Annotated in this window: 22 protein-coding genes; 14 read left to right on the top strand and 8 right to left on the bottom strand. The window is 68.9% G+C overall.

Annotated elements, in window-relative coordinates:
• Positions 1-8: 8 nt before the first annotated feature.
• Genes ACGFY5_RS21705 through ACGFY5_RS21695 form a run of 3 tightly spaced genes read right to left on the bottom strand, consistent with a single transcriptional unit; the run spans position 9 to position 2786 of the window.
• Entirely contained in the window at positions 9-434 is a 426-nt protein-coding gene (locus ACGFY5_RS21705; RefSeq protein ID WP_392722236.1) for a VOC family protein, read from the bottom strand.
• Complete coding sequence (locus tag ACGFY5_RS21700) at positions 431-1489, bottom strand: phosphotransferase family protein (protein WP_392722234.1); 1059 nt, start codon at positions 1487-1489, stop codon at positions 431-433. The genes ACGFY5_RS21705 and ACGFY5_RS21700 overlap by 4 nt, the downstream gene beginning before the upstream one ends.
• Positions 1482-2786, bottom strand: a complete 1305-nt coding sequence (locus ACGFY5_RS21695; protein WP_392722232.1) for an acyl-CoA dehydrogenase family protein — start codon at positions 2784-2786, stop codon at positions 1482-1484. Before ACGFY5_RS21695 ends, ACGFY5_RS21700 begins: the two co-directional genes overlap by 8 nt.
• A gap of 38 nt (positions 2787-2824) precedes the next feature.
• Between ACGFY5_RS21695 and ACGFY5_RS21690 the strand changes: the two genes are divergently transcribed.
• From ACGFY5_RS21690 to ACGFY5_RS21655, 8 genes are all read left to right on the top strand, one after another.
• On the top strand, positions 2825-3478 hold the full coding sequence (locus ACGFY5_RS21690; protein ID WP_392722577.1) for a TetR/AcrR family transcriptional regulator: 654 nt from the start codon (positions 2825-2827) through the stop codon (positions 3476-3478).
• A gap of 59 nt (positions 3479-3537) precedes the next feature.
• Positions 3538-4305 (top strand): SDR family NAD(P)-dependent oxidoreductase, encoded by a 768-nt coding sequence (locus tag ACGFY5_RS21685; RefSeq protein WP_392722231.1) that lies wholly within the window; start codon positions 3538-3540, stop codon positions 4303-4305.
• Between the two features lie 182 nt (positions 4306-4487).
• Positions 4488-5918, top strand: a complete 1431-nt coding sequence (locus ACGFY5_RS21680) for an SRPBCC family protein (protein WP_392722229.1) — start codon at positions 4488-4490, stop codon at positions 5916-5918.
• Positions 5919-6224 (top strand): 2Fe-2S iron-sulfur cluster-binding protein, encoded by a 306-nt coding sequence (locus ACGFY5_RS21675; RefSeq protein ID WP_392722227.1) that lies wholly within the window; start codon positions 5919-5921, stop codon positions 6222-6224. It begins immediately after the preceding gene.
• Between the two features lie 55 nt (positions 6225-6279).
• On the top strand, positions 6280-7317 hold the full coding sequence (locus ACGFY5_RS21670; RefSeq protein WP_392722226.1) for an amidohydrolase family protein: 1038 nt from the start codon (positions 6280-6282) through the stop codon (positions 7315-7317).
• Positions 7314-8432, top strand: coding sequence for an amidohydrolase family protein (locus tag ACGFY5_RS21665; protein WP_392722224.1), 1119 nt, complete (start codon positions 7314-7316; stop codon positions 8430-8432). Before ACGFY5_RS21670 ends, ACGFY5_RS21665 begins: the two co-directional genes overlap by 4 nt.
• The gene (locus tag ACGFY5_RS21660; RefSeq protein ID WP_392722222.1) at positions 8422-8841 is read left to right on the top strand and encodes a Rieske (2Fe-2S) protein; all 420 of its coding nucleotides are present in this window, start codon (positions 8422-8424) and stop codon (positions 8839-8841) included. Before ACGFY5_RS21665 ends, ACGFY5_RS21660 begins: the two co-directional genes overlap by 11 nt.
• An 8-nt stretch (positions 8842-8849) precedes the next feature.
• Positions 8850-9707: an alpha/beta fold hydrolase gene (locus tag ACGFY5_RS21655; RefSeq protein ID WP_392722221.1), complete on the top strand. Its 858-nt coding sequence runs from the start codon at positions 8850-8852 to the stop codon at positions 9705-9707.
• On the opposite strand, the gene ACGFY5_RS21650 is transcribed toward ACGFY5_RS21655, so the two are convergent.
• Positions 9681-10166 (bottom strand): hypothetical protein, encoded by a 486-nt coding sequence (locus tag ACGFY5_RS21650; RefSeq protein WP_392722218.1) that lies wholly within the window; start codon positions 10164-10166, stop codon positions 9681-9683. The two genes, ACGFY5_RS21655 and ACGFY5_RS21650, sit on opposite strands and share 27 nt — an antisense overlap.
• 21 nt (positions 10167-10187) lie before the next feature.
• Here ACGFY5_RS21650 and ACGFY5_RS21645 point away from each other — a divergent pair, with 21 nt between their 5' ends.
• Genes ACGFY5_RS21645 through ACGFY5_RS21635 form a run of 3 tightly spaced genes read left to right on the top strand, consistent with a single transcriptional unit; the run spans position 10188 to position 12885 of the window.
• A complete protein-coding gene (locus ACGFY5_RS21645) occupies positions 10188-11483 on the top strand; it encodes an NADH-ubiquinone oxidoreductase-F iron-sulfur binding region domain-containing protein (RefSeq protein ID WP_392722216.1) in 1296 nt (431 codons plus the stop codon).
• Entirely contained in the window at positions 11480-11680 is a 201-nt protein-coding gene (locus ACGFY5_RS21640) for a ferredoxin (protein WP_392722215.1), read from the top strand. Before ACGFY5_RS21645 ends, ACGFY5_RS21640 begins: the two co-directional genes overlap by 4 nt.
• Positions 11677-12885: an Nramp family divalent metal transporter gene (locus tag ACGFY5_RS21635; protein ID WP_392722214.1), complete on the top strand. Its 1209-nt coding sequence runs from the start codon at positions 11677-11679 to the stop codon at positions 12883-12885. Before ACGFY5_RS21640 ends, ACGFY5_RS21635 begins: the two co-directional genes overlap by 4 nt.
• 50 nt (positions 12886-12935) lie before the next feature.
• Here ACGFY5_RS21635 and ACGFY5_RS21630 read toward each other — a convergent pair whose 3' ends face one another.
• The 3 genes from ACGFY5_RS21630 to ACGFY5_RS21620 all read right to left on the bottom strand — a co-directional run bounded on the left by ACGFY5_RS21630 (position 12936) and on the right by ACGFY5_RS21620 (position 16111).
• Entirely contained in the window at positions 12936-13709 is a 774-nt protein-coding gene (locus tag ACGFY5_RS21630) for an SDR family NAD(P)-dependent oxidoreductase (RefSeq protein WP_392722212.1), read from the bottom strand.
• Positions 13710-13836: 127 nt separating this feature from the next.
• Complete coding sequence (locus ACGFY5_RS21625; RefSeq protein WP_392722210.1) at positions 13837-14640, bottom strand: FadR/GntR family transcriptional regulator; 804 nt, start codon at positions 14638-14640, stop codon at positions 13837-13839.
• Between the two features lie 10 nt (positions 14641-14650).
• Positions 14651-16111 (bottom strand): class I adenylate-forming enzyme family protein, encoded by a 1461-nt coding sequence (locus ACGFY5_RS21620; protein ID WP_392722208.1) that lies wholly within the window; start codon positions 16109-16111, stop codon positions 14651-14653.
• 43 nt (positions 16112-16154) lie between these two features.
• Between ACGFY5_RS21620 and ACGFY5_RS21615 the strand changes: the two genes are divergently transcribed.
• The 3 genes from ACGFY5_RS21615 to ACGFY5_RS21605 are packed head-to-tail and all read left to right on the top strand — an operon-like array spanning position 16155 to position 19668.
• The gene (locus ACGFY5_RS21615; protein WP_392722207.1) at positions 16155-17267 is read left to right on the top strand and encodes a CaiB/BaiF CoA transferase family protein; all 1113 of its coding nucleotides are present in this window, start codon (positions 16155-16157) and stop codon (positions 17265-17267) included.
• Complete coding sequence (locus ACGFY5_RS21610; protein ID WP_392722204.1) at positions 17264-18427, top strand: acyl-CoA dehydrogenase family protein; 1164 nt, start codon at positions 17264-17266, stop codon at positions 18425-18427. Before ACGFY5_RS21615 ends, ACGFY5_RS21610 begins: the two co-directional genes overlap by 4 nt.
• On the top strand, positions 18427-19668 hold the full coding sequence (locus tag ACGFY5_RS21605; RefSeq protein ID WP_392722202.1) for an acetyl-CoA hydrolase/transferase family protein: 1242 nt from the start codon (positions 18427-18429) through the stop codon (positions 19666-19668). The genes ACGFY5_RS21610 and ACGFY5_RS21605 overlap by 1 nt, the downstream gene beginning before the upstream one ends.
• Before the next feature lie 83 nt (positions 19669-19751).
• Here ACGFY5_RS21605 and ACGFY5_RS21600 read toward each other — a convergent pair whose 3' ends face one another.
• Positions 19752-21575, bottom strand: coding sequence for a flavin-containing monooxygenase (locus ACGFY5_RS21600; protein ID WP_392722576.1), 1824 nt, complete (start codon positions 21573-21575; stop codon positions 19752-19754).
• Positions 21576-21579 lie beyond the last annotated feature (4 nt).

The raw sequence follows: 21579 nt of genomic DNA, 5'->3' as shown, positions 1-21579 counted from the left end.
ATCAATGATTAGCGGGACCAGAATTGCTCCATCATCGGCTGGAGCGCCCGACTCACCAGCTCGATCCGGGGCCCCGCGGCAGACCGGTGATAGGCCCAGCGCCCTGCGGCCACCTCGACCTCGTAACCCTGGGCCACCAGCGCCGCGGAGTCCCCCGCGACGTCGTCGGACCAGTAGCCCAGGTGGTGCACACCCGAGTCCGCCGGCTGCCAGATCGGGTTACCCGGAACGCTCCGGACGAGCTCGACCCGGGCCGTCGACCGGGAGTACTGACAGAGCAGCTCGACGTCGGCCGCGCCGGAGGCCAGCGTCACCGACTGCACCCCGCCCGCTTCCGGTGCCCACTCGTAGCCGAAGAGTGCGGTGAGACGCTCCCGTGCGTCGGCCAGCTCGTGCACGACGATGCCGACGTGGAACTGGTCCTCGGCCCTCATGCGCGGTACTCCGTCGAGGCGGCGAGCGACGCGGCCCGCTCCATCAGGTCCAGCGCGATCCCGCCGAACGCCTGCAGGGTGGTGTTCTCCCCCGCCCGCTGGAAGCCCTGCTCCAGCACGATGCTCATCTTGAAGCGGCTGAGGATCAGGTAGTAGTCCAGGTCGTCGACCTGCCGCCCGGACACCTCGGCGTACCGGGCGATCATCGCGTCGCGTCCCGGCATGCCGTGCAGGTCGACGTAGCTCGGCCCGCCGGCGTCGTTCGACGGGTCGGACGGCCAGCGGTCGATCAGCCAGGCCAGGTCCAGCTTCGGGTCACCGATGGTTCCCATCTCCCAGTCGACGATCGCCGCCAGCCGCGCGGGGGCTCCGTGCTCGAACATCACGTTCGCGAACTGGTAATCGCCGTGCAGCAGGCCCGGCACGTAGTCCAGCGGGTGGTGCGCCCGCAGCCACGCCGCGACGTCGTCGAAGCCCGGCAGTTCGCGCCCGCGGATCTTGTCGAACAGCGCGGTCCAACGGGCGACCTGCCGCTCGTGGAACCCGTCCGGCTTGCCCAGGCCCTCCAGACCGCGGGCGCGCCAATCCACCGTCGACAGGCGGGCGATGCCGTCGACCAGCTCGATCGCCAGGCCGCGCCGGGCGTCGAGGTCGGTGTCGAACGGCGCGGGCCACTTCCCACGGGTGGCCATCGGCGACCACCCGTCCACGAACCCCATCAGATAGAACGTGCGCCCCAGCACATCCTTGTCGTCACACACCGCGTAGGCCCTCGTCGAGGGCACATCGGTGCCGTCGAGCGCCTGGATGATCCGCCACTCGCGGAGGATTCCCGCGTCCCGGTTCTCCGGCGCGGTCGCCGGCGGAATCCGCAGCGCGGCGTGCAGGTCGCCCCGGCGGATCTCGTAGATCTCGTTCTGCGCACCGCCGGTCACGAACCGGTGCTCGATCGGCGCCCCTTTCCCCGGCAGGTCGGTCCGGTCGAGCCAACCGGCCAGCGCGTCGACGTCCAGCGCGCGCTCGGTGACGCCGATCCCGGCCGCGACCTCACTCATTGCCGGCCTCGCGCTCGAGCAGCGCGGCGTACTTCACACGCGCGGCCTCCACCCGCTTCGGCAGGTGCTGCGTCGGCCAGAGGTCGTCGCTGGCCTTGTAGTTGCGGAGCACCTGACGCGCCACCGTCACCTTGTGCACCTCGGTCGGGCCGTCCGCGAGGCCCATCACCGACGCGCCGAGCACCTGCTGGAACAGCGGCATCTCGTTGCTGACGCCGAGCGCGCCGTGCACCTGTACCGCGCGCCACGCGATGTCGTGCAGCACCGTCGGCATCGTCGCCTTCACCGCGGCGATGTCCTTCCGCACCTTGCGGTAGTCGTTGTACTTGTCGATCGTCCAGGCCGTGTACAGCACCATCAGCCGGAACTGCAGCAGCTGGGCGTAGGAGTCGGCGATGTAGCCCTGGACGAACTGCTTCTCGGCGATCAGCGTGCCCTGGGTCCGCCGGCTCAGTGCCCGCTCGCACAGCATGTCCAGCGCCTTCTGCGCCTGGCCGATCGTCCGCATGGCGTGGTGGATGCGGCCACCGCCCAGCCGGGTCTGCGCGATCGCGAACGCCTGCCCCTCACCGCCGAGCACCGCGTCCGCGGGAACGCGGACGTCCTCGTACCGGATGAGCGCGTGGGTGCCCTCGTGGTCGCCGGCGTCCATCGCGAGCCCGGTGTTGCGGACGATGTTGATGCCGGGCGTGTCCGCGGGGACGAGGAACATCGACATGCCCTGGTAGGCGGTGACGTCCGGGTTCGTCACCGCCATCACGATGAAGAACGACGCGGTGCGCGCGTTGGACGAGAAGTACTTGAGGCCGTTGATGACCCACTCGTCGCCGTCGCGGACGGCGCGGGTCGTGAACTGCGTCGGGTCGGCGCCGCCCTCGGCTTCGGTCATCGAGTAGCACGAGAACAGCTCGCCGTCGAGGAGCGGCTGGAGATAGCGCTCCTTCTGCTCGGGCGTGCCGTAGTGGGCGATGATCTCGGCGTTGCCGGTGTCGGGGGCCTGGCAGCCGAACACGATCGGCGCCCAGGACGCCCGGCCGAGGATCTCGTTGAGTAACGCGAGCTTGACCTGGCCGAAGCCCTGGCCGCCGAGCTCCGGCGTGAGGTGGGTGGCCCAGAGGCCCTGCTTGCGGACCTCGTCCTTCAGCGGGTCGATGATCCGTTTGCGGTCGCCCTCCAGGGCGGTGAACTGCAGGCCGGGCCACTGCAGGTCCAGCGGTTCGACCTCTTCGCGGACGAACGTGTCGGCCCAGTCGAGCTTGGCCTGGTAGTCGGGTTCGGTCTCGAAATCCCACGCCATCGCGGCTCTCCTCGTTGCTGTGGGGACTGTCGCAGAATATGATTCTGGGCATGCAGAACGTAATTCTTGGCGACGGCGATCCGCAAGACGTCGCTTCCCGCATCGCCGCCCGCTCCCGTGATCGACGGGCCCCGGATTACACCGACGAGGTGCAGCGATTGCTCGCGGCGGCGCTCGAAACGATAAAAAAATGTGGAACTAAATCCCGACCGCGGGTGGCTGACATCGTCGCCGCGGCCGGGTTGTCGAACGACGCGTTCTACCGGCACTTCTCGTCGAAGGAAGCGCTGGTCACCGCCCTGCTCGAGGACGGTGCCGAGAAGCTCGGCAGCTACCTCGCACACCAGATGGGCAAGGAGTCCGAACCGGCGGAGCAGGTGCGGCGCTGGGTGGAGGGGGTGATGTCGCAGACGAACGACGACATCGCCGCGACGACGCTCGCCGTGCTCTACAACGGAGGGAGCGCCGGGCAGGGCCTGGCCACCGGACGCCACCCGGCGAGCAGCCCGCTGGGCCGGCTCCTCCACGAGCCGTTCGCCGCGCTCGGCAGCACGAACCCCGAATTCGACGCCTCTCTCGCCGCCAACGCGGTCTTCGGAAAACTCTCCGACTACCTCTGGACCACCACCCGCCCCACCAGCGCCGAGCTGGACCGAATGACCACCTTCTGCCTCGCCGCAGTCCGCGCCTGACCCACCCGCCCCGAAGCCGGCGCGCCCGCACCCATGCGCCTCGAACCGATGGAGGACCAATGAGCACACTGGCGGAGTCGAACGATCTGACCGGGAAGGTCGCGGTGGTGACCGGGGGAACGCGGGGGTTGGGGCGGGCGATCGTGCAGGCACTGGCCGAGGCCGGAGCGGACGTCGTCGTCGCGTCGCGGAAGCCCGAGGCGGTGGAGGCGGTCGCCGCCGAGTTACGCGCCTCCACCGGCACGAAGGCCGTCGGCATCGCCTGTCACGTCGCGAAGTGGGACGACTGCGACCGGCTCGTCGAGGCCTCGCTGGAACACTTCGGCCGGCTCGACGTGCTCGTCAACAACGCGGGCATGTCCCCGCTCTACGAGAGCCTCGACTCGATCAGCGAGGAGCTCTTCGACAAGACGATCGGCGTCAATCTGAAAGGTCCTTTTCGGTTGGCGGTGCACGCCGGCACGCACATGGCCGCCCACGGCGGTGGGTCGATCATCAACATCAGCACCGCGGGGTCGCTGGTGTCGGGGCCGGGGCACCTGCCGTACGTGTGCGCGAAGGCCGGGCTGAACGCGATGACGGTCTCGCTCGCCGAGGCATTCGCGCCGACCGTGCGCGTGAACACCGTGCTACCGGGCCCGTTCCGCACGGATTCGTCGAAGGGCTGGGCCCCGCCCGAGGGCGAGAACGTGCCGTTCGTCCCGCTCGGCCGGATCGGCCGACCCGAGGAGCTCACACCCCTGATCGTGCACCTTGCCAGCGAGGCGTCGAGCTTCACCACGGGTGCGAGCATCCGAGTCGATGGTGGAGTCACGAAAGCTGTTTGAAGGAAGTCGGGGCGCAGCCGTCCACTAGGGCGGCGGGCGGGGGGCGCAGAGGCTGGGATGGACGGACCCTATTGCGTGGCCCAGATCACGGCTTTACAGTCGCGGAACGAATGTTTGGTTTGAGCCCGTAGCGCTCGCCGACAAATCCCTCGCGACCGACACCGACGTCGAAGGGCTCCCACATGACCGTCGCCGACCTCAATCCGCAGTACACCTGGGCCGAGGGCGATGAGGCTCCCACCGGGGTCAACCCGCCGGAAGTCCAGGCCAAGGTCCCGCACCCGATGACCGATCCCCGGTTCGTGCCGAAGGAGCGTTACTACTCCCGCGAGTACTTCGAGCTGGAGAAGAAGCACCTCTGGACGAAGACCTGGCAGATGGCCGCCCGCGAGGAGGAACTTCCGAACCCGGGCGACTACGTCGAGTACGAGATCGTCGGGATCTCGGTGCTGATCGTCCGGCAGAAGGACCGGTCGATCAAGGCGCTGCACAACGTCTGCCGGCACCGCGCCACCGAGCTCGCGAAAGGCGCCGGACGCCTCCCCGGCGGCCAGCTGGTGTGCCCGTTCCACGGCTGGCGTTGGAACCTCGACGGTTCGTCGTCGTTCGTCTTCGGCGAGAAGGCGTTCGAGCCGGCGTGCCTCAACAAGGACGACCTGGCGCTCCGCGAGTGCCTGGTCGAGACCTGGTCGGGCATGGTCTGGATCAACATGGACCTCGGTGCGCGTCCGCTGAGCGAGCACCTCGCCCCCGTCCAGAAGCTGCTCGACGGCGTCGGCGTCGGCAACATGCGGGTCAAGTGGTGGAAGCAGGTCATCCTCAACGCCAACTGGAAGATGGCGCAGGAGGCGTTCTTCGAGGGTTACCACGTCACCCAGACCCACCCGCAGCTGCTGATGGGCAACGACGAGGAGTACGGCGAGAAAAGGGCCGAGCAGGTCGCCTACACCACGTTCAAGAACGGGCACGCCCGCTTCCAGAGCGCGAGCAAGGGCGAGGTCGAGTACGAGCCGATCTACGACTCTTCAGAGTTCATCGAGGCCGGCCGGCTGCTGGTGACCGGCCAGGACGCGATGACGCTCGAGAACGACCTGCGCGTGTTCGAGGGGCTGCGGAACAAGATCCCGCAGGACGACCCCCACTTCGCCCAGAAGGCGATCATGGCGCTCTACGAGTACGCCGAGGGCGCGGGCATCCCGATGGCGCCGATGGGCCCGGCGATGCAGCTGTGGGGTGGGGACATCTTCATGTTCCCGAACTACCTGATGCTGCCGATGTACGGGAACTGCCTCGCGTACCGGTCGCGTCCGTACAAGGACGACCCGGAATGGGTCATCTTCGACGTCTGGTCGCTGACCACGTACCCGCGCGGCCAGGAGCCGGAGCGCGCCGAACTCGCCGGCGTCTTCGACAAGGACGACACCGAGAACTGGGGCCTGATCCCGCGGCAGGACTTCAGCAACATCGAGCGTCAGCAGCGCGGGACGCACTCCCCCGGGTTCACCGAGCTGCGGTTGTCGAGCCAGTACGAACTGTCGATCAGCAACATGCACGAGGAGCTCGACCGGCGCATTGCAAGCCAGCTCGGTATCGCCGCGCGGATCGACGAGTAAGTGGCAAAGGTTCGAGTCGAGCCGTCGGGCGTGGAGTTCGACGTCGAACCGAAGGAGTCCGTCGCGGAGGCGGCGTGGCGTCAGGACGTCGCCTGGCCGACGAAGTGTTTCGGCCAGGCGGAGTGCATGGTCTGCTTCGTCAAGGTCGTCGACGGTGAGCTTTCGACAGTTCCGCCGGACGACGAGGAGCTCTTCGACATGCGCACCAAGATGCCGCGCCGCCTCCGTACGCCCTTGACGCGGCTGGCCTGCCGCCTGCGTATCAAGGGCGATGGGGTGGTGCTCGAGAAGAAGGGCGTGCAGTAAGCATTCCAGCCCCTACGCCCCCGCCCTGCTGCCGGAACAAACGTTAGGTTCGCACATGCTCATCGATGCGAGCGTCCACATCTTCTTCCGCGACAATCGCGACTTCCGGACCCACCTCCGCGAGCCCTACGCGAGCCGTGGCATCCCCGACTACGAGATGGACTGGTACGGCGCGCCCGGCGGTGAGTACGTCCCGCACGCGGACGGCGACCACTACCCCGGCTCCGACCCGGACGTCGTCGGGCAGCACGTCTTCGAGTACGCGGACCTCGCGATCCTGCACCCGATGAGCCGGGGGACTCTCCCCGACCGCCACCTGACGTCAGCGGTGCTCGCCGCGCACAACGACATGCTCGTCACCCGCTGGCTCGCCGCCGACCAGCGGTACCGCGGCACGATTCGCGTCAACCCCGAGGACATCCCCGGCGCGCTCCGCGAGGTCGAGCGCTATCGGGACCACCCGCAGGTCGTGCAGGTCGCCGTGCCGATGCAGTCCCGCGAGCCCTACGGCAAACCGCAGTTCTGGCCGCTCTGGGAAGCCGCGGCCGCCGCGGGCCTTCCGGTGGCCGCGCACATCGAGGCCGGCCAGGGCGTCGGGTACCCGCCGACCCCGTCGGGCCACCCCGACACCTACGAGGGCTACCTCGGGTTCATGGCGCTGAACTACCTCTACCACCAGATGAACATGATCGCGGAAGGCGTCTTCGAGCGCTTCGACGCGCTGAAGTTCGTCTGGGCCGACGGCGCCGCGGACTTCCTGACGCCGTTCAGCTGGCGCATGGACGTGTTCGGCCGGCCGCACCTCGAGCAGACGCCGTGGGCGCCGAAGATCCCGAGCGACTACCTGCCGGGTCGCGTCTTCTTCGTGCAGGGAAGTCTGGACGGCCCCGGAGACACGGACTTCGCGGGCGAGTGGCTGGACTTCACCGGCAAGGACCGGATGGTGATGTTCGGGTCCAGCTATCCGCACTGGCAGCACGCGAAGCCCGGCGACCTGCCGTCCGCACTGAGCGACGCACAGCGCGACCGGATCCTCTGGCGCAACGCCGCCGATCTGTACGGCCTTCCCGTCCCTGAAGGAGTGGCGTCATGATCCCCAGTACTGCGCAGGTGCCGGTGCGTGTCGTCGACTCGGATGTGCACCCCGTTCCGCGGGTCGGTGCGATCGCGGAGTACATCCCGGACAAGTGGCGGAAGTTCGCGCTCTCGCATCCGGTCGGCGACACGATCAATTACGACGCGCCGGACTACGCGCACGCCTACGCCATGCGCGTGGACACCTTTCCGGCTGACGGTGGCTTTCCGGGCAGCGACCCCGACATGATGTTCAAGCAGCTGATCATCGAGGCCGGGTCCGACATCGCGATCCTCGAGCCGGCTTCGAAGTTCACGCGCATTCCCGAGGCCACCTCGGCGATGGCCACCGCGACGAACGAGTGGCTGGCCAACCACTGGCTCGACAGCCGCAACAACTGGCACGAGCGCTGGCGCGGCTCGATCTGCGTCGCCATCGAAGACCCGGACGGCGCGGCGCGCGAGATCGAGAAGTGGGTCGGCCACCCGTACATGGCGCAGGTGCTGATCAAGGCGGAACCCCGCCCGGCCTGGGGAAACCCGATCTACGACCCGGTCTGGGCGGCAGCCACCAAGCACGACATCACAGTCAGCTGCCACCTCTCCCGCGGCAACTTCGAGACGATGCCGATGCCGCCGGTCGGGTTCCCCAGCTACAACCACGACTTCATGGTCACGTACTCGCTGCTGGCCGCGAACCAGGTCATGAGCCTGGTCTTCGACGGGGTCTTCGACCGCTTCCCGACGCTCCGGATCGTGCTGGTCGAGCACGCGTTCACCTGGATCCTGCCGCTGATGTGGCGGATGGACGCGATCTACGCGGCCCGGAAGTCCTGGATGGGAATCAAGCGCAAGCCGTCGGAGTACGTCAAGGACCACATCAAGTTCACCACCCAGCCGCTGGACTACCCGGAGGACAAGACCGAACTGACCCGGGCGCTCGAGTGGATGGAGGCCGAGAAGATCCTGCTGTTCTCGTCCGACTACCCGCACTGGACGTTCGACGACCCGAAGTGGCTGCTCAAGCACCTGCCGGAGCACGCCCGCGAGGCGGTCATGTTCAAGAACGGCATCGAGACCTACAAACTGCCGTCGACGGTTCCCGCCGTGGAAAGCCAAACCCGTGTCTGGTGACGCTCCCGAGGGCGGTCGACCCGCGGCCGCGACGCCGGCGAGGCTGGCGCAGGGGCGGGAACACGCGGTGGCGACGCTGGACGAGATTCCGCCCGGCAGTTTCAAGGTGGTGCCGATCGGGCGGCACGGCGTCGGCGTCTACAACGTCAACGGCACGTTCTACGCGATCGCGAATTACTGCCCGCACGAGGGTGGCCCTCTGTGCAAGGGGCGGGCGCGGGGACGAACCGTCGTCGACGAAAGCGTTCCGGGCGACGCGGTGATGGTGCGCGACCTGGAATACATCTACTGCCCGTGGCACCAATGGGGATTCGAACTCGCCACCGGCACCACTGCCGTGAAGCCGGAATGGAGTATCCGCACGTATCCGGTGCGGGTGGTCGGAAATGACGTACTCGTAACCGCGTGAGGAGATCGATGGAGATCAACGGCGGGAATGTCGTCCACGAGATTCTGGGTGAGTCCGGAGAGTTGATAGTTCTCACGCCGGGCGGCCGATTCAGCAAGGACATCGAGGGGTTACGGCCGTTGGCCGAAGCACTCGTGGACGGCGGGCGACGGGTCCTTCTGTGGGACCGGCCCAATACCGGGGCCTCCGACGTCCAGTTCTTCGGGGCAACCGAGTCGCACATGCGCGCGGCGACGCTGAAAGGCCTGCTCACCGAACTCGGCGAAGGCCCCTGCGTCCTCGCCGGCGGCTCCGGCGGCGCTCGGGACTCGATGCTGACCGCGATGCTCTACCCGGAACTCGCGACGAAGCTGGTCGTCTGGAACATCGTCGGGGGCGTGTTCGGCTCGTTCGCCCTCGGCGCTTTCTACGCGCTGCCGAGCATTCAGGCGGTGCAGGCCAAAGGCATCGAAGGGCTGTTCGACCTGCCGGAATGGCAGGAACGCGTCGCGGCGAACCCCGCCAACGCCGACCGGCTCCGCGCGCTCGATCGCGACGAGTTCCTCGCGCTGATGTTGCGCTGGCTCAACGCGTACGTGTCGAAGCCCGGCCAGACCATCCCGGGCGTCGACGACCTCGACTTCACGAACATCCGCGTCCCGACGCTGATCATCCGCGGCGGCAAGGACGACTGGTATCACCCGAAGCGCACGTCGCTCGAGGTCAGCTGCCTGATCGAAGGCAGCGTGGTGATCGATCCGCCGTGGCCGGAGGACGCGTGGGAGCGGGCCACCGAGGACCGGGCGGCCGGGCGAGTCGATCGGTACAACATGTTCGATACGTGGGTGCAGGCCGCGCCCTCAATCCTGAAGTTCCTCGACGAGTAGGCGCACCTCGGCGTTGAGCGCGGCCTCGAGCGCGGTCTGAACCCGGCTTTCCGGGATGCGAGCGAGGTCGGACCTGCGCAACCGGACCTCGACGACGTCGTAACCGTCGTCGTCGAGGCTTCGGGAGATCGTTCCGGTCAGTCCGAAACCCGCCAGGACGCCTGCTGCGTCGTCGTCCGTGCCGCGGCTCAGGTACGTCACGGCTCCGGCATTCGGTTCGACGCCGAACGCGCGTCGGCAGAGTGTCGAGGCGGTGGCGCGCACTGTGGTGGGGTCGTCGGTGGCGGCGAGGAACTGTAATTCACGGCGGTTCGGGGGCAGGGTGTCCAGATTGATGCTGACCAATTCCAGGCCCGCTTTTTCTGCCTCTCTCGAGAGGGCCTCCATGCGCTCCCGGAGGGTTGATTGTTCGAGTTCCGCACGCGGGTCGACGTTGATCCGGACCACCGCTGTTCTCATGGCTGAATTCTAGGGGCTTCGATGGATTCAATAACGGCGTGGACGAGTATTCGTATCGTTCCCGGCGCGGATTCGCGGATTCTCGGCGCGGACTCCGAGGCTGAATTGGTGTTGCCCTCGCCGGAGGAGTTGCTCGATCTCGTCGACGAGTCGGGGTTGCTCGGGCGGGGCGGCGCGGCGTTTCCGCTCGGCGTGAAGCTCCGCTCGGTCGCGTCGTCGGGCCGCCCGGCGGTCGTCGTCGCCAACGGCGAGGAGGGCGAGCCCATGTCAGCCAAAGACCGCTGGCTACTCCGCCACCGCCCCCGCCTGGTCCTCGACGGCCTCCGCGCCGCCGCCCACGCCGTGGGCGCAGAAACCACCTACGTCTACGTCTCCCACCCAGCCTCCGCCAACGCCATCCGCGACGTCGCCGGCGCCGCGACCGGAGCCGGTGCGCGGCCGCGCGACGCCGCTTCCGCACGCACGGATGCGGGCGGGTGGGGGGCTGGGGTGGAGGTTGTTGTGGTGGAGGTGGGGGCGGCCTATGTGGCTGGGGAGGAGACCGCGGTAGTGCGGGCGATCGGGGGTGGGCAGGCGTTGCCCACGGACAAGCCGCCGCGGCCGTACGAGGAAGGGGTCGAGGGGCGGCCGACGCTGGTCAGCAACGTGGAGACGCTGGCGAACCTCGCCTGGCTGGTCCGGCACGGGGCGCACGCGTTCCGATCACACGGGACGCCGGGCTCCCCCGGCACGTTCCTGGCGACGGTGACCGGCGGCCCGGGCCCCGCCCTCTACGAGCTCCCGCACGGCCTCCCGTTCGGCGACCTGCTCACGCTCCACGGCGTCGACGCCGACGATCTACGCGGCGCGCTCATGGGCGGCTACTTCGCCGGGGTCGTGAACCGGCGGATCCTCGACCTCACCCTCGACCACGAAACCGCACGCCGCTTCGACACGGGCCTGGGCTGCGGCGCGATCGCTCTCCTGACCACGAACGACTGCGCGGTCGCGGTCGCCGCCTCGGTTCTGGCGTACTTCGACCGCGAAAACGCCGGCCAGTGCGGTTCGTGCTTCAACGGCACGGCCGCGATGAGCGCGGTCACCGCCGCTCTCCGCGACGGTGTCGCCGAGCAGGCGGACGTCGACCGCCTGGCGCGCTGGTCGGTGGTGCTCCGCGGCCGCGGAGCCTGCGGCACGCTCGACGGTGCCACGAACGTCGCAGCGAGCCTCCTGCGCGAGTTTCCCTCCGAGGTGGAGCAGCACCTGGACGGCACCTGCACGAGCTGCAACAGCACCCCGTACCGCGCCGACAAACCCTTCGAGGTGACGTTCCCGTGAGGATCAAACTCGACCGCACGCTGTGCGACGGTTTCGGCATCTGCGCCAAGCACGCCCCCGAGCATTTCTCCCTCGACGACTGGGGCTACGCGTCCCTCATCGGCAACGGCACCGTCCAGCCACCCGATGAAGCCGACGTCCACCGAGCCCTCCTCGACTGCCCCGTCCACGCGATCATCGAACTCTCCCCCGAGTGACGATTGCTCCGTCCAGACACCGGGTGGTGTTCGCGGCGGTGGGACCGGCGTTCGTGGCGGCTGTGGCTTATGTGGATCCGGGAAACTTCGCGACGAACTTCGCGGGCGGGGCCGAGTTCGGGTACCGGTTGGCGTGGGTGATCGTGGTGGCGAATCTCGTCGCCACGCTCGTGCAGTACGTGACGTCGAAGGCCGGGCTCGCGACCGGACGCAGTCTGCCCGAACTGTGCCGCGCACGGTTCGGACGCCGCACGAACATCGTGCTCTGGCTGCAGGCCGAGGTGGTCGCGATGGCCACGGACCTCGCTGAGTTCGTCGGGGCAGCGGTAGGGCTGCACCTCGTTTTCGGTATGCCGCTGCTGCCGGCGGGCCTGCTCACCGCGGTGGTCGCGTTCATGATCCTCGCGCTCGAACAGCGAGGACAGCGACGGTTCGTGATCGCGATCGTCGCGCTGCTGGTCGTCGTCGCAGGCGGCTTTGTGTATTTGCTGTTCGTGGCCGGTGCGCAGCGCTGGGGAGCGCTTGCGGGTGGGTTGGTGCCGCAGGTACCGGGGGGTTCGGTGCCGCTCGTCGTGGGGATCGTGGGCGCGACCGTGATGCCGCACGTGATCTATGCGCATTCGGCGCTGCGTACGCCGGGGTTCACGCCTGACGACGTGACCGAGCGACGGCGTCGGTTGCGGCTGAACCGCTGGGACTGCGTCGTGGGACTCGGCACAGCCGGGGCGATCAACCTCGCGATGCTGTGCGTCGCGGCCGCGCTTCCCGGTGAGGTCGGGGCCGATCTCGGTGACATCCATGGCACGCTCGGCGCCGTGGCCGGGCCGGGCGCCGCTCTCGCGTTCGGGGTCGCGTTGATCGCGTCGGGGTTCGCGTCGGCGAGTGTCGGGACGTATGCGGGGCAGGTCGTGATGTCGGGGTTTCTCGACCGGCGGATCCCGCTGTTCCTGCGGCGCGGGCTCACCATGCTGCCGTCGCTGGTGGTGCTGTGTACCGCTGTGAATCCGAGTCAGGCGCTCGTGGTTTCGCAGATCGTGCTCTCGTTCGGCATCCCGTTCGCGCTGGTTCCGTTGCTCGTGTTGACGCGGGACAGGTCCGTGATGCGGGAAATGGTCAATCGCCGCCTCACGACCGCGGCCCTGGCCACCGCGTCAGCCGTGATCATCGGGTTGAACGGCTTCCTGATCCTCGGCGTGGTCGCATAAGGGGTTCGCGCGGTACGAGAGCGGCCACCGGCCGCTGCGGCCGGGGATCGTCAGCGGGCGGTCCAGCCGCCGTCCACGACGATGGTCTGGCCGGTCACGTAGCGGCCGGCGTCGCTGGTGAGCCAGAGGATGGCGCCCACGACGTCCTCTGGGGAGCCCTCCATGGGTAACGGGGTGTTGCGGCGGAGGTACTCGGCTCCGCGTTCCCCCTCGTAGAGGGGACCGGTGATCTCGCTGCGGAAGAAACCGGGAGCGACGGTGTTCACGCGGATCGAGTGGCGCGCCCACTGCACGGCGAGTTCGGCGGTGAGGCCGGAGAGTCCGGCTTTGCTCGCCGCGTACGACGCCTGCGGGATGCCGGGGATGCCGACGCGTCCGCTGATCGACGACACGTTGACGATCGATCCGCGGCCGAGGTCCCGCATGTGCGGGAAGACGCCCTGTGCGAGCAGGAACGGGGCCATGAGGTTGAGCGACAGCGTGCTCGAGATCGCGTCGAGCGGTTCGTCTTCGGCGCGCGCCTCGGTGAACATGCTGCCCGCGGCGTTGACCAGGATCTCCGGTGGCCCGAGGCCCTCCGCCACGGCCGGGACCACGGCACCGACCAGTGACGAATCGGCGAGGTCGCACGGCACGGCCAACCCCCCGAGCTCCCCGGCGAGCGCCTCGATCCGATCCTTCCGCCGCCCGACCAGAGCAACCCGCGCCCCCAGCCCGGCAAGCGCCCGAGCCACCGCCGCCCCCAACCCCGACGACGCCCCGGTGACGATCGCGATGCGCCCCTCGAGATCCGTCATCCGATCAGCGACGGTCCGATCCGCCATCCCTGGCCTCCTCCGCATCGCGATCCAGACCGCATCCAACCGCCCCGGCCACCGGCCACCCAGCCACCCGGCCACCCGACCGCGGCCGACAGGGCCGGCCGGACGGAGCGTCCGCGACCGCGGCGCGTCAGCCTCGGCGGAAGCGTTTGCGGCTTCGGTCGGAGGCCGCGTCGATCACGGTGGTCTTCAACGTGCGGCACACCACGCGCTGCGCCGCGGTGAGGTGCTCCTCGGCGATCCGGCTCGCCGACTCGGCGTCGCCGGCCTCGATGCTCTCCAGCAGACGCTCGTGCGCGTGCTGCGCCGCCTCACGGTCGCCGTGCGACGGGTACGAACCCCGCGACATCTGCGCGTCCGCCCACGCCTCCTCCTGCACCGACCACAGCGACGTCAGGCTCTGCACCACGACCCGCAACGTGGCGTTCGGGTCGTAACTCACGACCGCGTCGTGGAACTCGCGCGACGTCCGCGTGAACACCGCCCCGTCGTCGATCGCGGCCTCGCTGCGGATCAACAGCTCACGCAGCCGCGGCACGACAGTCTTCTTCCGGTCGGCCCGCGCGGCACAGTGCGCCGCACACAACGGTTCGAGCGTCGACAACGCAGCCCCGAGATCGGGCACCTTCACCTGCATCGCCTGCAACGTGAGCCCGAGCGCGTACCCGGCCGTGCCGATGTCGGGCGCGTGCACGATCGCCCCACCCCGGTTGCCGCGCCGCACGGTGATGAAGCCTTCGGTCTCCAGGATGCGCAGCGCTTCGCGCACCGACGGGTAACTCACCCCGAACTCGGCGACGAGCTGATCCTGCTTCGGCAGGGACGAACCGTCGCGGATGCCTCCGGCGAGGATCCGATCGCGCAGCGCCGAGGCGACCTGCTCCGCCATCCGCAACTGCCCGATTTTAGTCGGCTCAGTTCCTGCAAGCTCCATGATTGCAAACTTAGCAGCGATGGCCGGACCCCCTTCGGACGAGCTCCGGCAGCGCCGTGCGCTGCACTTTGCCCATCGGATTGACCGGCAGCGCGTCGACTTCGATCCACTGCTCCGGCACCTTGTACCCCGCGAGCGCTCCCCGGCACAGCGCCGTGAGGCCGGAGAGATCGACCTGCCCCTCCACCAGCGCCACCACCCGCTGCCCGAGCCGCTCGTCCGGCACCCCGCACACCGCCACCCGCACCACCCCGGGATGAGTAGCGATCACCCGCTCGACCTCCAGCGGGTACACGTTCGCACCGCCCCGCACGATCACGAGCTTTTTCCGATCGACGACAGTCAGCCACCGATCCTCGTCCACGGAACCGATGTCGCCGGTCGGCACCGGGCCGGGTTCCGGAGCACGGATCCCGCCCGACTCCCAGTACCCCAGCAGCGGCGTCCACGGGCCTCCGGGCGTGCCCGCGAGCCGGAGTTCGCCGCGCTCGCCGGGCGGCAACCGGTGGCCGTCGTCGTCGTAGGCCGCGACGTCGTAGTGCGGTAACACCTGGCCGCTGGTGCCCGGACGCCACTGGCCGCCCGGAGGGTCGATCGAGACGACGGTCGGCGCCTCGGTGAGCCCGTACGTGGCTCGAGGCACCAGGCCACCGTGCGCGTTCGCGAACGCGGACCGCAACGCGTCGGGGGTGTCGCTCCCACCGCTCCACACCTCGCGCAACGAGCCGATCGGTGCGTCCGGACGCCGTGCGAGGTCGTGCACCTGTGCCGGCGCGCCGTTCCAGACGGTCACCCGGGTGGCGTCGATCCACTCGGTGACCCCGTCGACGTCGCGGCGGTCCATCACGATCGCGCACCCACCGGCCTGGGCGGTGAGCAGCGTCGAGAGCACCATCAGGTTCAGGATCGTGAACGGGAAGCTGTCGCCCTTGCGCAGGTCGGGACCGTACCCCCGGGTCTTCACGAGCACCGCGCCCGGCGTCAACACATTGTTCTGGCTGTGGACGACGGCCTTGGGCCGGCCGGACGTTCCGCTGGTGAACGCGATGCCGGCGGGGGCCTCGGGCGAAGTCCGCAGGGTCGGCGCGGACGACGCGTCGGACAGCAGTGCCCGCCAGCGGTCGAGCGGCACCCCGTCGACATGGCAGCGCGGGCCCGCCAGCACGACCGTCGGCGTGATCAGTTCGACGAGCTCTGCCTGCTCGGCGGCAACGAGCGCCTCGCCCACGCCGGCCCAGATCGCTCCGATGCGCTGCGCGCCGTGGAACGCGGCGACGATGTCGAGGTCGTTCGGCAGGCACGCGGCGACGCGGTCACCGGGCCGGACCCCCAGCGCCCAGAGCGCCCCGGCCGCGCGGTGCGCCTGTTCGTCGAGGTCCGCGTAGGACCAGATGCCGGAGGCCGCCTGGACGGCGGGCGCCTCGGCGTCCCGGTCGAGAGCCTCGTCGAGCACTTCAGCGATCGACTGCACGCACCCTTGATATCACAATCCTTGTAATGATTGACTAGTTTGCATGACACACACTGGTCCACTGGCGGGTGTCCGAGTCGTCGACCTGACCACGATGGTCATGGGCCCGTACTGCACTCAGATGATGGCCGACCTGGGCGCCGACGTCCTGAAGATCGAACCGCCGGGCGGGGACAGCACCCGGTACATCTCGGTCGGCCCGGAGCCGGCGATGAGCGGCGTCTTCGTCAACGTCAACCGCGGCAAGAGAAGCGTCGTCCTGGATCTGCGGACCGACGAGGGCAAAGCCCGGTTACGCGCCGAGATCGCCGACGGCGACGTGTTCGTCCACTCGATGCGGGCCAGCGCGATCGACCGCCTCGGGTTCGGCTACGAGCGGGTCGCCGCGATCAACCCGGCGATCGTCTACACGAACTGCTACGGCTACCGCCGGGGCGGCCCGGACGCCGACCTGACCGCCTACGACGACACGATCCAGGCCGAGTGCGGGCTCCCCTACGTGCAGGAGCAGCTGACCGGCACCGCCGGGTACGTCGGCACGATCATGGCCGACAAGATCGCCGGGATGACCGCCCTCTACGCCACCGCCATGGCGCTGTTCCACCGCGAACGGACCGGCGAGGGCCAGGAGGTCGAGGTCGGGATGTTCGAGACGATGGCCGCGTTCATGCTGGTCGAGCATGCGAACGGCGCGCTGTTCGATCCCCCGCTGGGCCCGGCGGCCTATCCCCGGGCGCTCGCGCCGAACCGGCGCCCCTACCGCACCAAGGACGGCTACGTGTCCGCGCTGGTCTACAACGACAAGCAGTGGGACGCCTTCGTCGGCGCTGTCGACCCGCCGTGGGCCGACGACCGCTTCGCGACGCTGGCTCTGCGCGCGCAACGCATCGACACCGTCTACGAACTGCTGGGCAGAACGTTCCTCGAACGCACCACGCAGGACTGGCTGGACCTGCTGCGCTCGCTCGAAATCCCGGCCGCACCGGTGCGCAGCCTGGACGACCTGTTCACCAACGAGCACCTGAACGACGTCGGATTCTTCGAGACGGTCGATTCGCCGTACGGGCCGGTGCGCTTCCCCGGTCCCCCGGTGGGGTTCTCCCGCACGCCCGCACGAATCTCCGGCCCCGCACCCCGCCTCGGTGAACACGCATGATGATGCTCGACGAAGACCAGCAGGGAATCCGCGACGGCGTGCTCGAGTACTGCACCCAGTTCCCCGACGACTACTGGCTCGCCCGCGACCGCGACGGCGCGTTCCCCCGCGACTTCCACGCCGCGATGGCCAAGGCCGGCTGGCTCGGTGTCGCGATGCCCGAGTCGGTCGGCGGTGCCGGGCTCGGCATCACCGAGGCCGCCGTGATGATGCAGGCCGTCGCCGAGTCCGGCGGTGGCATGGCCGCGGCGTCCAGCATTCACGGCCCGGTGTTCAGCATGCAGCCGGTGATCGAGTTCGGCACACCCGAGCAGCGCGAACGCATGATCCCGCCGATCCTGCGCGGTGAACAGCTGATGTGCTTCGCGGTCACCGAACCCGACGCCGGCCTGGACACGACGAAGATCCGCACGCGTGCCCGGCGCACCGACAGCGGGTACGTCGTCGACGGGGAGAAGGTGTGGATCTCGGTCGCCCGCGAAGCGGACAAGATCATGCTGCTCGCCCGCACGACGCCCCTCGACGAGGTGCAGCGCAAGACCGACGGACTGTCGCTGTTCTTCACCGACTTCGACAGGTCGCGGATCGACGTCCACCTGATCGAGAAGATGGGCCGGCACGCGGTGGACTCGAACACGCTGTACCTCGACGGCCTGGAGATTCCGGTCGAAGACCGGATCGGCGCCGAAGGCGACGGGTTCCGGATCATCCTGCACGGGCTGAACCCGGAGCGGATCCTGCTCGGCGCCGAAGCGGTCGGGCTCGGGCGAGCAGCGATCAACCGGGCGGCCGCCTACGCGCGGGAACGGATCGTGTTCGACCGGCCGATCGGCATGAACCAGGGAATCCAACATCCGCTCGCCAAGTGCTGGGCCCAGCTCGAGGCCGCGAACCTTCTGGTGCTGAACGCCGCCACCCGGTTCGACCAGGGGCTCGACTGCGGTGTGCAGGCCAATGCCGGGAAGTACCTGGCCGCCGAGGCCGGTTTCGAGGCGTGCCACACCGCGATGCTGACGCTCGGCGGCATGGGGTACGCGCAGGAGTACCACGTCGAGCGCTATCTGCGGGAGATCCTCATCCCCCGGACCGCGCCGGTGAGCCCGCACCTGATCCTGAACTTTCTCGCCGAGAAGGTTCTCGGACTGCCGAAGTCGTACTGATGCTGGAACAACTCCTTCGCCGTGGCGACCGGATCGTGATCGGCCAGGCCTGTGGCGAGCCCACCACGTTGATCGAGGCGCTCATCGAACAGGGTCCGGCGATCGGCGACCTGTCGGTGTTCATCGCGTCGAGCTTCTCCGGGCTGTTCACGCCGGCGGCGACGAAGTCGTTCGCGGTGTCGAGCATGGGCGCGATCGGTGCGCTGCGCGCGCTCACCGCGGAGCACCGGCTCACCGTCATCCCCTGCCACGTCGGCCGGATCGGGTCGCTGATCGCGGCCGGAACGATCGGGTGTGACGTCGCGTTCATCCAGGTCAGCGCGCCGAACGCGCGCGGGGAGCACAGCTACGGGCTGATCAGCGACCACGTGCGGACGGCGGTCGCGACGGCCCGGCTCGTGGTGGCCGAGGTGAACGACCAGGTGCCGTTCACGTACGGCATGACGCTCCCGGCGTCGGCGATCGACTTCTCCGTCGAGGTCTCCCGGACGCCCGTCGAGGTGCCGCCCGCTCGGATCGGTGCGACCGACCGGGCGATCGCCGCGCACGTCGCCGGCTTCGTCGAGGACGGGTCGGTGCTGCAGGTCGGGGTCGGCGCGGTGCCGGACGCCGTGCTGCAGCTGCTCACCGACCGGCGTGACCTCGGGGTGCACTCGGGGCTGGTCGGCGACGCGCTGGTGGACCTCGTCGAGGCGGGGGTGGTGACGAACGCGCGGAAGTCGATCGACACCGGGGTGTCGGTGTGCGGGGCGCTGATCGGGACGCGGCGGTTGTACGCGTTCGCCGACCGCAACCCGGCGCTCACGATGTACCCGGCCACGTACACGCACGACGCGGCGGTGCTCGCGCGGTTGGAGCGGCTCGTCGCGATCAATTCGGCGGTCGAGGTGGACCTCACCGGTCAGGTGAACGCCGAGCAGAGCGGGGATTCGTATCTGGGCGGTACCGGGGGCCAGGCGGACTTCGTGCGTGCCGGGGCGCGGTCGCCCGGGGGTCGTTCGGTGATCGCGCTGCCGTCCACCGCTCGGCGAGGAACGGTCAGCCGGATCACGGCCGCACTGCAGGGCCCGGTCACCACCCCACGCAGCGACGTCGACGTCGTCGTGACGGAGTTCGGCGCGGCGGAGCTCACGGGCCGGAGCATCCCCGAGCGCGCCCGCCGCCTGGCCGCGGTAGCCCACCCTTCCTTCCGCGACGACCTCGAGCGGGAAGCGATCGCGCTGGCCAGGCGAGGCTACTGAAAACCGGCGCTACGACGAGTCCCCGGGCCTACGCGGGCGCTGCGTAGGCCCGGGGACTCGTCGTAGGCCCCGGAAGTCGTCGCTCAGGTCAGCGTCAGGCCTTTGAGGTCGCCGGCCGAACGCCACTCCTGCAACAGATCGCCCATCGCGTAGAAACCCGGGCCGTACGGCTCGCCGAACTGGGACCGTAGGCGAGGCTCACCCTCGCCGTTGAAGTACCCCGGCGTGCAGGCGCGCGAGAAGTCCGAGTTGTCGAACGCGGTCTCCCGCACGGTCCGCACCCACGCGTCCTGCGCCTCTTCCGACGGCTCCACGACGGTGGCGCCCCGCGCGAGCGACTCCCGGATCACGTACGCGATGTGTTCGGCCTGCTGCTCGAACACCGACGTGACCGCCGCCGTGATGCCGCCCTGGATGAACCCGACGAAGAACGCATTGGGGAACCCGTGGCTCATCATCCCGTGCAGCGTCTTGAACCCGTCGCCCCAGTGGTCGTAGAGCGACAGCCCGTCCCGCCCGGCGAACGGCTTCACACCCATCTTCCGGTCCAGGTCGGTGGTGGCCTCGAACCCGGAGGCAAAAATGATGCAGTCCACCGGATGTTCCACGCCGGAAGCCACCACCCCGCGAGCCGTGATCCGCTCCACGCCACGCGACGAAGACACGTCCACCAGCGTCACGTTCGAGCGGTTGAACGCCGGCAGGTACTCGTCGTTGAAGCACGGCCGCTTGCACATGTAGTTGTAGTACGGCTTGAGCTTCTCGGCCGTCTCCGGGTCGTCCACTATCGACGCGACCCGCTGTCGGAGCCGCTCGGTGTACCGGTGGTCGATCTCTTCCCGGAGTGCCATGAAGCGCACGGGGTCGGTCAGGGCCGACCAACCGTTCGTCGCGTCCAGATGAGCTTGCAGGTTCCGGGAGATCTCGGTCCAGCCATCACAGATCAGGTCCGGCTGACCGGGCGCGAACGCCTCGAACGCCGCGGTGTGGAAGTTGCGCCGCCGCTCCTCCTGCCACCCGGGTTGCAAGGAGTCGGCCCACTCCTGCGTGATCTCGACGTTGCCCCGCTCGTTGATGTACGACGGCGTCCGCTGGAACACGGTCAGGTGCTGCGCGGCGGCCGCGAGGTGCGGGATCGTCTGCACACCGCTCGAGCCGGTGCCGATGATCGCCACCCGCTTGTCCCCCAGGCGGTCGAGCCCGCCCCGGACGTCACCGCCGGTGTACTGGTAGTCCCACCGCGCGGTGTGGAACGTGTGCCCCTCGAAGTCCGCGATCCCCGGGATACCCGGCAGCTTCGGCCGGTGGAACGGCCCCTGGGCCATCACCACGAACCGCGCCCGGATGTCGTCGTCCCGGTTCGTCCCGACCCGCCAGCGGCTGATCGACGCGTCCCAATGCAGCGACCGCACCAGCGTGTGGAAGATCGCGTTGTCGTACAGCCCGAAGTGCTTGCCGATCCGCTGGCAGTGCTCGAAAACCTCGTCGCCCAGCGAGTACTTCTGCGTCGGCAGATACCCGATCTCTTCCAGCAGCGGGAGGTACGCGGTGGCGTCGGTGTCGATCTGGATGCCCGGGTACCGGTTCCAGTACCAGGCACCGCCGAAGTCACCGCCGAGCTCGATGATCCGCACGTCGGAGATGCCGGCCTGCTTGATCCGACCGGCCGCGAGCAGCCCGGAGAAGCCACCGCCGAGGACGACGACCTCGACGTCCTCGTGGATCGGCAGTCGCGGCACGACCGGGGTGTAGGGGTCGGCCTCGTAGAACTCGGCGAACTCCCCCTCGGTCACCAGGTACTGCTCGCCGCCCTCCGGACGCAGTCGCTTGTCCCGCTCGGCGCGGAACTTCTCTCTCAGAAAATTGTGGTCGACGTCAGGCGTCTGCGTCGGTGCGCAGGACTGCAGGCTG

The sequence above is a fragment of the Cryptosporangium sp. NPDC048952 genome, from assembly GCF_043197895.1.
In the GTDB taxonomy this organism is placed as follows: Bacteria; Actinomycetota; Actinomycetes; order Mycobacteriales; family Cryptosporangiaceae; genus Cryptosporangium.
This window is presented reverse-complemented; position numbering and strand designations above follow the sequence as displayed.